The organism is uncultured Maribacter sp., from assembly GCF_947500985.1.
Classification (GTDB): Bacteria; Bacteroidota; Bacteroidia; order Flavobacteriales; family Flavobacteriaceae; genus Maribacter.
Window position 1 is genome coordinate 208,184 of the sequence record NZ_CANMTX010000002.1, and the last position, 13,187, is coordinate 221,370.

Annotated in this window: 11 protein-coding genes; all 11 read left to right on the forward strand. The window is 30.2% G+C overall.

Features of this window, described 5'->3' with window-relative positions:
• The first annotated feature begins 19 nt into the window (after positions 1 to 19).
• The 11 genes from tagD to purD all read left to right on the forward strand — a co-directional run bounded on the left by tagD (position 20) and on the right by purD (position 13,166).
• Positions 20 to 1,381 (forward strand): glycerol-3-phosphate cytidylyltransferase, encoded by a 1,362-nt coding sequence (gene tagD / locus Q0871_RS04435; RefSeq protein ID WP_367275125.1) that lies wholly within the window; start codon positions 20 to 22, stop codon positions 1,379 to 1,381.
• Between the two features lie 57 nt (positions 1,382 to 1,438).
• A complete protein-coding gene (locus tag Q0871_RS04445) occupies positions 1,439 to 2,599 on the forward strand; it encodes a CDP-glycerol glycerophosphotransferase family protein (protein WP_299318393.1) in 1,161 nt (386 codons plus the stop codon).
• Positions 2,596 to 3,516, forward strand: coding sequence for an MBL fold metallo-hydrolase (locus Q0871_RS04450; RefSeq protein ID WP_299318397.1), 921 nt, complete (start codon positions 2,596 to 2,598; stop codon positions 3,514 to 3,516). The genes Q0871_RS04445 and Q0871_RS04450 overlap by 4 nt, the downstream gene beginning before the upstream one ends.
• Positions 3,517 to 3,520: 4 nt before the next feature.
• Positions 3,521 to 4,933: an oligosaccharide flippase family protein gene (locus tag Q0871_RS04455; RefSeq protein WP_299318401.1), complete on the forward strand. Its 1,413-nt coding sequence runs from the start codon at positions 3,521 to 3,523 to the stop codon at positions 4,931 to 4,933.
• A gap of 266 nt (positions 4,934 to 5,199) precedes the next feature.
• Positions 5,200 to 6,108 carry a hypothetical protein gene (locus Q0871_RS04460; protein WP_299318405.1) on the forward strand — a complete coding sequence of 303 codons (909 nt, stop codon included), beginning with the start codon at positions 5,200 to 5,202 and terminating at the stop codon, positions 6,106 to 6,108.
• The gene (locus tag Q0871_RS04465; RefSeq protein WP_299318409.1) at positions 6,105 to 6,800 is read left to right on the forward strand and encodes a glycosyltransferase family 2 protein; all 696 of its coding nucleotides are present in this window, start codon (positions 6,105 to 6,107) and stop codon (positions 6,798 to 6,800) included. Before Q0871_RS04460 ends, Q0871_RS04465 begins: the two co-directional genes overlap by 4 nt.
• Positions 6,797 to 8,545, forward strand: coding sequence for an O-antigen ligase family protein (locus tag Q0871_RS04470; RefSeq protein WP_299318416.1), 1,749 nt, complete (start codon positions 6,797 to 6,799; stop codon positions 8,543 to 8,545). Before Q0871_RS04465 ends, Q0871_RS04470 begins: the two co-directional genes overlap by 4 nt.
• The gene (locus Q0871_RS04475) at positions 8,542 to 9,363 is read left to right on the forward strand and encodes a glycosyltransferase (RefSeq protein WP_299318421.1); all 822 of its coding nucleotides are present in this window, start codon (positions 8,542 to 8,544) and stop codon (positions 9,361 to 9,363) included. Before Q0871_RS04470 ends, Q0871_RS04475 begins: the two co-directional genes overlap by 4 nt.
• 151 nt (positions 9,364 to 9,514) lie before the next feature.
• Positions 9,515 to 10,867 carry an exopolysaccharide biosynthesis polyprenyl glycosylphosphotransferase gene (locus Q0871_RS04480; RefSeq protein ID WP_299318425.1) on the forward strand — a complete coding sequence of 451 codons (1,353 nt, stop codon included), beginning with the start codon at positions 9,515 to 9,517 and terminating at the stop codon, positions 10,865 to 10,867.
• Positions 10,868 to 10,874: 7 nt separating this feature from the next.
• Positions 10,875 to 11,852 carry a UDP-glucuronic acid decarboxylase family protein gene (locus Q0871_RS04485; protein WP_299318428.1) on the forward strand — a complete coding sequence of 326 codons (978 nt, stop codon included), beginning with the start codon at positions 10,875 to 10,877 and terminating at the stop codon, positions 11,850 to 11,852.
• A gap of 42 nt (positions 11,853 to 11,894) precedes the next feature.
• Positions 11,895 to 13,166 (forward strand): phosphoribosylamine--glycine ligase, encoded by a 1,272-nt coding sequence (gene purD, locus Q0871_RS04490; RefSeq protein ID WP_299318431.1) that lies wholly within the window; start codon positions 11,895 to 11,897, stop codon positions 13,164 to 13,166.
• Positions 13,167 to 13,187 lie beyond the last annotated feature (21 nt).

Consider the following 13,187-nt stretch of genomic DNA (forward strand, 5'->3'; position numbering starts at 1 on the left):
GAAAATAATAAAGTAGAAAATGAAAATATTAATTTTAGGTGGCGGAGCATTTGGTACAGCTGTAGGTAGTCAATTGGCGTATAATTCCTTAAATGAAATATATCTTTTTCAAAGATCTTCTTCTAGACATGAAGAACTGGTGAAAGAACATACAAACCATACTTATTTTCCTAATAAAAAATTAAATCCAGCTCTAAAATCTACAATTGATTATAAATACATAAACCAATTTACTGTTATAATGATTGCCTTGCCGACTAAATTTATAGCAGGGGAATTAGAAAAAATAAAACCTTATTTGAAGAAAGATGTACTAATTGTAAACTTATCTAAAGGTATTTTAAATAATAATAAAACTATTGTTGAATTAATTCGAGAAGTTTTATCTGTTGATAACGTTGTATCGTTAAAAGGAGCATCATTTGCATCTGAAATGATAGATTCTGCACCAACTCTGTTGACTTTAGGTTATGATTATAAGGAGCAGTATAATATAATAACTAGTATTATAAAGAATACTAACATCTATATTGATTATACTACTGATATCAGAGGTGTAGAACTGTTAAGTGCACTTAAAAATATTTACGCAATTTTTCTTGGTTATGTTGATGGTCAATATAACTCAGCGAACACGAGGTTTATGATATTAACAAAGTGTTTTGCAGAGATTAAAATTATATTAAAGGGACTTGGAGGAAGGGAAGAAACCTTGCTTTTAAGTGCAGGATTTGGAGACTTAGGTTTAACAGCATTAAATGATTTAAGCAGAAATAGAACTTTGGGACTATTAATTGGTAAAGGTTTTTTTAATTCAGACTTTACTAATCATTCAGTTGTATTAGAAGGAATTAAAACATTAAATATGATTGATGAGGCAATGCCAGACTTATTAAAGAAAAGGTTGCCCATTTTTACGCGTATGGCAAACTTTTTTAATAGCCCTTCAGAAAATAAAATGGATATTGTTTTTGATGAGTTAATGGAAAACAATTATAAAACAGTTCTTACCTATGGCACGTTTGACCTTTTTCATTACGGGCATGTTGAGATATTAAGAAGAGCAAAATCTTTAGGAGACCGACTTGTTGTAGGTCTTTCTACAGATGAATTTAACTTGTTGAAAGGTAAAAAATGTGAATTTTCTTTTGATAAAAGAAAGAGAATGCTTGAATCTATAGAGTATGTTGATTTAGTGATTCCTGAAAATGAATGGGAACAAAAAGTAGATGATGTGACCAAGAATAATGTTGACATTTTTGTGATGGGAGATGATTGGCGTGGAAAATTCGATTTTCTTTCAGAATTTTGTCAAGTACATTATTTTGAAAGGACTGAAGGTATTTCTACAACAAAGCTTAAGTCCATACTTAAAGATTAATAAATTACTTTTTTAATGTACTCAAATCTTTTTAAATATTTTACTTACTTAATTTTTATGCCGTTTTGGTATTTGCAATTACTAATATCAAGAAATAAAAAACTGTGGATATTTGGAGCATGGTATGGAGAAAGGTTTTCTGACAATAGTATGTATTTATTCAAGTACATTCATGAGAATTATCCCGATATTAGAGCGATTTGGATTACCACAAATAAAGACATATTTAATTCTAATAAGACTTTAGGTTATGAAACCTATATGAAATGGAGCCTTAAAGGTGTTTGGTATTGCTTAAAAGCAAAATTCGTATTCGTTACATCAAGAAAACAAGACGTAAATGAATTTTTTATTAACGGATCTACTACCGTAAACCTATGGCATGGTAGTCCCTTAAAGAAAATAGGAGCTGATGATAAATACTCTCAAGTAAATAGTTTTTTTTATAGTAAAATAGTTAAAAATATATTTTCTATTTCTTACGAATTTAATTATGATTTTGTTATTTCTAATGCTGCGGTTTTTACAGATAAAATGGCTGCTTCATTTAAAGTTGATAATACTCAGGTATTGGAAACCGGGTGTCCAAGAAATGATGTTTTTTATAATACTAAGAAAGATTCGTTCAATTTAAATGTTCTGGAACGTTTTCCAAATGCCAAATTAGTTTATTATTTACCTACTTTTAGAAATAGTGAAACGCCTAAGAATATATTTACTCAACCAGATTTTAATATCAATTTTATTGAAGATTTTTTAAGAAAAGAGAATATTGTCTTAATAAATAAGGGTCACTTTGTCGAGTCAAAAAAGGGAATTACGTCTACAAACCCTCTATCTAGAATAATTCATTTAAAGGATAGTGATACTACATCTGATATTAACTTTATGCTTAAAGATGCGGATGCCTTAATAACCGACTATTCTAGTGTGTTTTTTGATTTTTTGTTGACAGAAAGACCTATGATTTTTGCAGCTTTTGATTTGCAAGAATACATGTCTCAATCAAGGGAACTTTATTTTGAATATGACAATGCTATATCAGGTCCAATGGCAAAAAACTGGAAGGAAATTATGTTTCACTTGAAGAATGTTTGGTGTGACATTAATAATAATATATTGATCAAGGAAAAAAACACATTGTATAATAAATACCATGATGCTAATAATTCTGAAAGAGTAGTTCAATCTTTAATAGGTCTTTCAAATAAAAAATGAGAATACAAGTTTATTTTATTTCCATTTTTCTATTACTCTTTTTAAGTTGTTATAAGGAAGATTCACTTATTTTGGATATAGAATTATTTCCTGATAGAACTCAAGACTTTACCTTGTGGCAGTTAGATCAGTATAAAGATGTTTCGCAAATGGGATATATAATTAAAACTGATGATGATAAAACTATTGTAATTGATGGTGGAGATAGTAATATCTCAGATTTATTATATAATTACATTTTACAACTTGGCGGTACTGTTCATTATTGGGTAATTACTCACCCTCATAAAGACCATGCAGGTGCTTTAAATTCTATTCTATCTAAAAATGAAATAAATATAAACATAGAAAGCGTTATTTATTCAAGGTTAGATTTAGAACTAATTAGAGTTCATGAAGAGCTTTCTCATTCTTTTGCCAACGAATTCTATACCCGTATTGATAAAACAGATATTCAACAGCTAGAACCATTAATTGGCGATGTGCTAAATTTAGGTGAGGGAGTGGAATTAAACATATTAGGTATTAAAAACCCAAAAATTTTAATTAATCATGTTAACAACTCATCTTTGGTGTTTCAAGTGAAAAGTAAAACTAAAAGTGTTTTATTTGTTGGGGATCTTGGTATTGAAGGTGGTGAAATTGTTTTAAATAATAACGAATTGGCATCTTTACAATCCAATTATATACAAATGTCCCACCACGGACAGGATGGTGTATCAAAAGATTTTTATTCTGCAATTGCTGCAAATATTGCACTTTGGCCTACGCCTAAATGGCTATGGGAAAATAACTTGGATGCAAAAGGTTATGACAGTGGTCCATGGAAAACATTAATTGTTAAAAATTGGATGGATGAATTAGGCGTGAGCCGTAATATAGTTGCAGGCATAGAAGGAACAATACAAATAGACTAAATTAATGGCAACTGTATCTAAGAATATTTTTTGGCAATCTATAGCCGCATTTCTTCAAATATATACAGGAGGTATTGTTTTTATTTTGCTTGCTAAAATAATGACCATTGAGGAGTTTGGAATTTTAAGTTTTGGTTTTTCATTTTCAACATTACTAGCAACTTGTTTAGATTTTGGTCAGTCTTTAATGATTATGAAAGATTATCCTCAAAAGCTATTTCCAAATAGTGAGTATATCTTAAACTCTCTTGCCCAAAAAATTGTACTTATTGTATTTTTTTGTGGTCTATTTCTATTGTATCTATATGTGTTTTATGCAGGTGAATGGCTAGTTATAGGTCAGTTGTTTGTCTTATTTGCTGTTGTAAGTGCTTATGTACTTTATTTACAAGCAGTATTAAGAGTTAAGAATAAATTTAAAGATGCATCATTTTCAATAATAGCCTATGCGACTGTAATTTCATTACTTGTTTTTTTAATTTATAAGGATCAATTAACAACAATTGAATTTATTAAGTATATGATTGTTGCAAAGCTATTTCAATTAGTAGTTACTATATTATACTGTAAAGAAATTTTTATTAAAAATTGGTTTAATGTAGGGATACAAAAACATTTATTAAAATACAGTTGGTCTTATGGTGCACATTTTATTTTTGGCACATTTTATTTTACTGTCGACACACAAATAATAGCGTTATTACTAAATGCAGAAGATGTTGCTTTGTATCAATCAATATTCAGAATAATATATATATTCTTAATAGTTTCAGACGTGGCGTCTAACGTGCTTTTGCCATACCTTTCATCAAAGTATGCTAATGATCAATCTATTGATGAATTATCAGGTAATGTACTTTACTTACTACTTGTCTTAGGTAGTTCTCTGTTTTTGTTTTTTACATTTTTTTACAGGGAAATAATAAATATTTTATACACTGCCGAATATATAGAAGCGTATCCTTTAGTTTTACCTTTAAGCATAGTAATATTATTGCGTACAAGTGCTTCTATTTATGGTACATTACTTACAATTTCAAATAATCAGGTAAATAGAGTGAAGGTGGTATTTTTAAGCATGATAGCAAGTATAGCCTTTAATTTAATAATAATACCGTATTATGGAATTGTTGGGTCTGCTTGGATAAGTGTTATCGTTCATTTGCTATTATTTGTTGGTTATCAATGGTATTCTAGAATAGATTTTCCGAAAATTAATATTATAACAGCTCCAAATGTTACTGTGGTTTTGATAGCATTTTTATTTGTGGTATTAGACAGACTAATAAATATTCATAATATTTATTTAAGTATTTTTATGTTTGTTTTTTGGGGAATTTTAATTGCCTTTTTAATGAAAAAACATCAAAAACTAACTATTCTAAACAAAATACTCAAAGACAAGGGTGTTGTATAATTAAATTTTAGATGTACAGACTATTACGTAATCCATTATACATTTATTTGATAGGATTTACATTTTCATTTCTAGTTTATATGCTAGATTGGAGTGCATTGTATCCAAAGATTTCTGTAATGATGATAGTTTTCTTTACTATTACGTTTATTTCTTTTGGTTTTTTTGGATTAATGGTAGACTATCTCAAATTGGTTCGCAAAACATTCTCAAAGACCAAAACAAAGCTAATTATTCAATGTGCTTTTATTTTGCTATTTTTTTATTTGGTAGAATTTGTTGTTGAAGGTGGTATTCCTTTGCTATCTAAATTATTAAATCAAACAGGAGTCCATTATTTAGAATTTGGTATTCCAATACTGCACGGTATTTTAATTTCTTTTAATTCTTTTCTTATAGCACATACTTTCTCCACGTATTTATCAACTAAAAATAAAAACCTTTTAAAGATAAATTTTCTTTTATATATACCTGCATTATTATTTTTAAGTAGAAGTATATTAATGCTAGGTCTTCTATCTTCTATTTTTATTTATATTCATTACTCCAATAATTTAAAGTTTAAAAATCAAATTAAACTTTTGTTTTTAGGCGCGGGAGCACTTTATTTATTTGGAGTACTTGGTAACCTTAGGTCTGGAGGCGATTATATCTATGATCAAAGTATGGCTAATGAAGATTTTATGGAATCTTCAATTCCTAAAGAGTTTTATTGGACATACTTGTATGTAGCATCTCCACTTGCTAATTTTCAGAATACGGTTGATAAGACAGGTAAAGTAGATAAAGATTTTGTTGGATTTATTTTCTACGAAAATCTTCCACAAATAATTTCTAAAAACCTGGGAGGACCTTTTAATATTGTACAAAGAGATTTGAAAAGGCTAATACCTTGGTTAACCGTAGGTACAACTTATGCAAAATCTATTTCATATTTAGGTTGGCTTGGGCCCTATTTACTCTTTATCTTTAATCTATTAATATATTTAGCGATACTATTGTTTTTAGTACCGAAGAGCAGTAGTTATCATATAACAACCTTGTCGATACTCTCGGTAATAATTTTGTTAAATATTTTTGCCAATATGTTAGTTGTAACAGGCATTTCATTTCAACTAGCTTATTGTGTTATTTTCGCTTTTTTTGAAAACAAAAAAATTGTCATAAAATCATGATGATATCTGTATGTATGGCTGTTTTTAACGGCGAGGAGTTCATAAGAAAACAATTAGTTTCAATAGTTTCTCAACTAAAAGAGAATGACGAATTGATTATTTCTGATGATGGGTCTACGGATAAAACTTTGGACATAATTAAAACTTTTAATGATAATAGAATTAAACTATTTTATTCAGGAAAGAGAAGTATTATAATGAATTTTGAGAATGCTTTAGGCAAAGCTAAAGGTGATGTTATTTTTCTTGCCGATCAAGATGATATTTGGTACCCTAACAAAATTGCTGAAACCTTATTATACCTTAAAGAATATGATTTAGTTTTTTCAAATGCTTCTGTTTTTAAGGAGAATATATTAGAAACCACATTGCTTTACAGTGGAAATAAGAATAGAACAGGGTTGGTTCGTAATTTTATTAAGAATAATTATATAGGGGCAACAATGGCCTTTAAAAGCGCGATTTTGAAGACGGCACTTCCATTTCCATCTCAAATTTATATGCATGATGCTTGGATTTCGTCGATAGCAGAAATTACAGGCAAAACCTTTTTCATTAATAAACCACTGATTTATTATCGAAGACATGGTAATAATGCATCTGAAACTGGAGAGAAAAGTACTAATACATTACTTAAGAAATTAAAAATGCGGTATAATTTGGCAAAAAGTTTATTGCAAAGACTTTTATGATTTTAAAACGAAATAATCTTACATTTATAATTCTACTAATATCCACAATTATAGCAGGTGTGCTGCTACAGTTGTTATTAGTACGAGATATAAAGAATTCCATAAAGTCTAACATTGTAGATGTTCAATTTTATTTCTCTCGTAACGTAGACTTCCGGTCTACTTTATATTACTCATTTACAGATAAGTTTAATACAGAAAATAAAGTTCAAATTGATAGTAGTGTAAATAATGTTGCTATATTCAAGATTCCCCAAACTAATAAATTATTAACTAATTTTAGGCTTGATTTTGGAAATAAACCAGGAATTTCTTTATTAGAAATAGATAGTATGCAAATAAAGTACGGGAATACTTTTTTAAAGCTAAAACAAAAGCAATTATTTGAACATATTTTTACCAATAGTGGTTCTGTAAGATTAAATAAAAGGGAGAATAGCATGATTATGATGCCTAATAAAGAACCGTATGACCCATATATAGTCTTTGATCCATTTGTTAAAATTATATTAGACAACCACCCTTTAAGGCTGCCAGCGTTGTTAATGCCATTTTTAATTTTTTTAAGTTTATATATAAAGAGATGGTATATTAGGTTTAAGCCAAGTCCGTTAGATATATTATTGTTATTGTTTATCATCTGCATTCCTTTGAAAATTGCTTGGACAACCTTTTTGTCTATAATAATTTGTCTTTATGCAATCTCTTTAGACATACGCGACAGAAAATTCAAGATTAAAAATCTTGAAGGTTTACTTTTAACAACATTATTTATTCTTACGCTTATAATTGGAAGACCAACCAAGTTAAAAGTAATTGACAATCAATTAGCTTTAGTACTATTTGCAATTATTATTTGTAGTGGTATTATCAATGGACGAAAATTATCTAGTAGTTATGTCTATTTTTTTCTGATTTTAAATGCTTTATTTGTTACGACAGGCTTGTCGTTTTTACTGAATTTTAGTTCTGTTTTTGGGTTAAGTATTGGGGACTATTTTAATGAGATAAAAATTTATAGTGGTAATATTCGAAACTGGCTTTATTATGACCATGCTGTCTTCTTAACTTTCTTTGGTATTGTAGGATTACTGCCATTAAAATATGGTTGTTTATTTAAAAATCAAAAAACAAGTGTGGTAATTTCTTATCATTTCTTGTTACTAGGTACCATAATTCTTTTTGGTGCTAGGATTTCGCTATTAGTTTATCTTATCTTTTTAATAAATATTCTGATAGAAGGAAGTTTAAAGTGGCGAATTATTTTTAATGTTTCTGTTTTTTTAATTACCGCAATATTTTTGTTTTCCTTTATTGATTATTTTGATAGCAGTAGATTTGATTTGTGGACTGTGAGCTGGGAGGCAATTAAAGATAAACCTCTTTTTGGTTATGGGCTTGGTAGTTCTGATAATATCCTCCATACTCCAGAATTCATGCATGAAGGAAGAGGAGTAATACCTGAATCCTTAAATCATGCCCATAATCAGTTTATTACCTTTTTGACTGAAATTGGTTTTATAGGTTTATTGTTGCTCATTATAACGATTGGTATTTATTTAAGACGTATGGCTCAGAATAAAACGATGACGATGGTTTTATTTATATTTGGTCTTTGTTACGTATTTTTAACTGAGTCCATATTACAAACCTCAAAACCCTTGTTTGTGTTATGTTTTTTATTTATGATGTTGACTAGCATTCCAGCAAATGAAATTACTAATGAATTTGACAAAAAACCATGACCTATAATTTAACCGTATCTGTTGTATTATTCAATACAGATGAAGAGGAAATTTCAAATATTTCTGAGACAATATTGAGGTTAGACCTTAAAACTAAATTATTTTTTGTTGATAATTCACCAACCAATAAACTAGAGTTAGTAATTAAAAAAGACGATCGAATAGAATATATACATTCTGGTAAAAATGTAGGATTTGGATCAGGTCATAATATTGCAATTAAATGTGCGAAAGATATAGCAGAATTTCATTTGGTTTTAAATGCCGATGTAAATTTTGATGTTAGTATACTTAATGCTATTTATGACTTTATGGTAAAAAATCAAGACATTGGACTTTTGGCACCAAAGATTCTTAACCCCGATGGTTCTATTCAATATTCGGCTAAATTGTTACCCTCTCCCGCAAATCTTATTGTGCGGAGGTTTATTCCATCTAAATCTTTGAAAGCAAAAATGGATTTTAATTATGAATTCCATTTTTTTGATTTTAATCGTATTGTAGAGGTCCCTTACTTAATGGGCTGTTTTATGTTTATTAATACCAAAGTTTTTAAAATTGTCGATGGTTTTGATGAACGTTTTTTCATGTATCCTGAAGATATTGATTTAACGAGAAGAATTTATAAGCATTTTAAGACAGTATATTATCCTGAGGTTACTATAGTTCACCAGCATGGCAGGGGTTCTTATAAAAGTATTAAATTGCTATATTATCATATTACGTCAATGATTAAGTATTTTAACAAGTGGGGTTGGTTTTTTGATAAGGACAGAAAAGAAATAAATAAGAATGTGTTAAAGCAATTTAGAAACTAGTTTTATTACTTTTTTAGGTTTTCTTTAATTCTGAAATGTCAAAATAAGTTAAAACAAGGTTTTTAGGCAAGAATAATCTAATTTGCGTATCTAAAAATAATTAAACGTAACATGACCTGTCTTATGGTCATTTAAATCTAAATTTACAGATTTGAAGTATAGAAAAGGAAGATGGTCTAAGTTAATTAAACCTTTAATGTCTCTGGTTGATTTGGCTATACTTATTTATGGAGTATCGCTTTTTGAGATTTACTTAGTTAATCAATATTTGTTTATTGGATACGTTACACTTTCGTGGATAATTATAGCCGTCAAAAATGGTTTTTACGAAGTTGAACGGCAAACTCGTTTAATACAACTTTTTTCTCTGTTAATTAAACAGGTCTTAATGTTTATTGTGGTCTTATATGCATTTATAGGCTTTTTTAAGCAACCGCATGTTGGTAGAATGGCTTTAGCATCATATGTTCTTTATGTAACTACAGTCGTTTTTTTGTTTAAATATTTGGGCTTTTTCCTTTTAAAAAAATTTAGAGTTTTATTGAAAGGAAATGGTAGAAGTGTCATTGTAATTGGTGATAATGCAAAAACTAGACAGCTTATAAAAATCTTTCAAACTAAGTTAGATTATGGCTTAAACTTTAAAGCCAAATTTTCAGTAAGAGATAAGAATTTTTCTTTAATGAAGTGTTTGGAGTATGTGGTTGAAAATAATATTGACGAGATTTATTTTTCTGTTGCAGAATTGTCTAATGATCAAATAACACATCTAGTTAATTTTGCAGAAAATAACTTAAGGACTCTTAAATTTATACCAGATAATAAAGATATTTTCGCTAGGAATTTAAAGTATGAGTATTACGATTACATTCCTATATTGTCATTACGAAAAATAGCATTACATGATTCAATCAATGCTTTTGTCAAGAGAGCGTTTGATATTGTTTTTTCTTCTGTAGTTATATTGCTTGTTTTGTCTTGGTTAACACCGTTACTGGCTATTTTAATCAAGTTGGAGTCTAAAGGGCCAACGTTGTTTTTGCAAAAAAGACATGGTCTAGATAATCGTGAGTTTTATTGTTTTAAATATCGGTCGATGGCAGTTAACCGGAGTAATGATGCTTTGCATGTTACAAAGAACGATATGCGAGTTACTAAAATAGGAAGATTCATTCGAAAGACTAGTTTAGACGAAATGCCTCAGTTTTATAATGTATTCTTTGGTCAAATGTCTGTAGTAGGACCAAGACCACACATGGTCTCCCTTTCTGAAGTTTATATGAAGAAAGCCAATAGATATATGTTAAGACACAGTGTAAAGCCAGGTATTACTGGCTTGGCTCAAGTTAGCGGCTTTAGAGGAGAGATAGAGGCAGATACAGATATAATCAATAGAGTTAAATACGACATATTCTATCTAGAAAATTGGTCTTTGTTATTGGATTTAGGTATTATTATTCAAACTGTCACAAACTTATTTAAGGGAGAAGAAAAAGCCTACTAGAATTATTATGAAAAAAATATTAATTACAGGTGCCGCTGGTTTTTTAGGTTCTCACTTGTGCGACCGTTTTATTGCTGAAGGTTTCCACGTCATTGGAATGGACAATCTTATTACAGGAGATTTAAAAAACATAGCTCATCTTTTTCCATTAGAGCATTTCGAGTTTCATCACCATGATGTTTCTACCTTCGTTCATTTAGAAGGGAAGTTGGATTATATCTTGCACTTTGCATCACCCGCAAGTCCCATTGATTATTTGAAGATTCCGATTGAAACTTTAAAAGTAGGGTCTTTAGGTACGCTAAATCTATTAGGACTGGCAAAAGAAAAAGACGCAAGAATATTAGTAGCATCTACCTCTGAAGTCTATGGGGACCCTTTAGTTCATCCTCAAAATGAAGAGTATTACGGCAATGTTAGCCCAATAGGTCCACGCGGTGTATATGATGAAGCCAAGCGCTTCATGGAGTCCATTACAATGGCTTATCATAGACATCATGGACTAGATACACGTATCGTTCGTATATTTAATACCTATGGTCCTAGAATGCGTTTAAATGATGGTAGGGTTGTTCCTGCATTTATGGGGCAAGCGCTACGAGGCGAAGATTTAACCGTATTCGGAGATGGTTCTCAAAGTAGGTCATTCTGTTATATCGATGATCAAGTAGAAGGAATATACCGATTGCTATTTAGTGATTATACAGATCCGGTTAATATTGGAAATCCGCATGAAACAACTATCAAAGAATTTGCTGAGGAGATTATAGCTTTAACTGGTACCAAACAAAAAGTCATTTACAAACCGCTTCCTCAAGATGATCCTACACAACGTCAACCCGATATTACAAAAGCGAAGGAAATTCTGGGCTGGGAACCAAAAGTACACAGGGTAGAAGGATTAAAAATCGTATACGATTATTTCAAATCGTTGTCTCAAGAGGACTTACAGAAGAAAGAGCATAGAGATTTCTCTACTAAATAAAAATTTAAAAGAGCAAGGAATATTTTTGCAAAAATTGATAAAATGAATATTTTAATTCTAGGATCAGGTGGTCGCGAGCATACTTTTGCTTGGAAGTTGGCTCAAAGTAATAAATTATCAAAACTTTTTGTGGCACCAGGAAATGCTGGTACAGAAAAAATCGCAACAAACATACCAATTGGTGTAAATGATTTTGAAGCTATTAAGAAATTAGTTTTAAAGGAGAATATTGAACTTGTTATGGTTGGCCCAGAAGATCCTTTGGTAAACGGAATTCATGATTTTTTTCTTGGTGACCAAGAATTAAAAAAAGTGGCAGTTATCGGTCCTGAGAAATTAGCGGCTACTTTAGAAGGTAGTAAAGAGTTTGCGAAAGAATTTATGATGCGTCATGAAATACCTACCGCTCAGTATAAAAGTTTTACGGCTGAGACTGTTGAAGACGGTTTTAAATTTTTGGAAGAATTAAATCCTCCGTTCGTTTTAAAAGCTGACGGATTGGCTGCTGGTAAAGGCGTAGTTATTCTCAATGACTTAAACGAAGCCAAGGTTGAATTAAAATCAATGTTGGTTGATGAGAAGTTTGGTGCTGCTAGTGCAACTGTTGTAATTGAAGAGTTTCTTGATGGCATAGAGCTAAGTGTTTTTGTGCTAACCGATGGTGATAGTTATAAAGTGCTACCTACAGCAAAAGATTACAAAAGAATAGGTGAAGGTGATACTGGACTCAATACTGGCGGTATGGGAGCTATTTCACCGGTTCCTTTCGCAAGTAAGTCCTTTATGGATAAGATTGAGCAGCGAATTGTAAAACCTACGGTAGAAGGGCTTAAAAAGGATAATATGCCTTATAAAGGTTTTATCTTCATCGGACTCATAAAAGTTGGTGATGACCCTAAGGTTATTGAATACAACGTTAGAATGGGTGATCCTGAAACTGAAGTAGTTTTACCGCGTATTCAGAATGATATGGTAGAATTGCTACAAGCTGTTGCTGATCAGAAATTATCTGGTATAGATTTACAGTTAGATACTAGAACAGCTACTACAGTTATGACTGTTTCTGGTGGCTACCCTGGTTCATACGAAAAAGGAAAAGAAATCACCGGTATTGATTCTATTACAGAATCACTGGTATTTCACGCAGGTACTACACTTAAAGATGGTAAAGTAGTTACTAACGGTGGTAGGGTAATGGCGATTACTTCTTTTGGCAGTGATTTTAAATCAGCACTGGCGCAATCGTATAAAAATGTAGAAAAACTTTCCTTTGAAGGAATGAATTATAGAAAAGATCTAGGTTTTGATCTTTAATCAATAATCTGTTATCAGTTT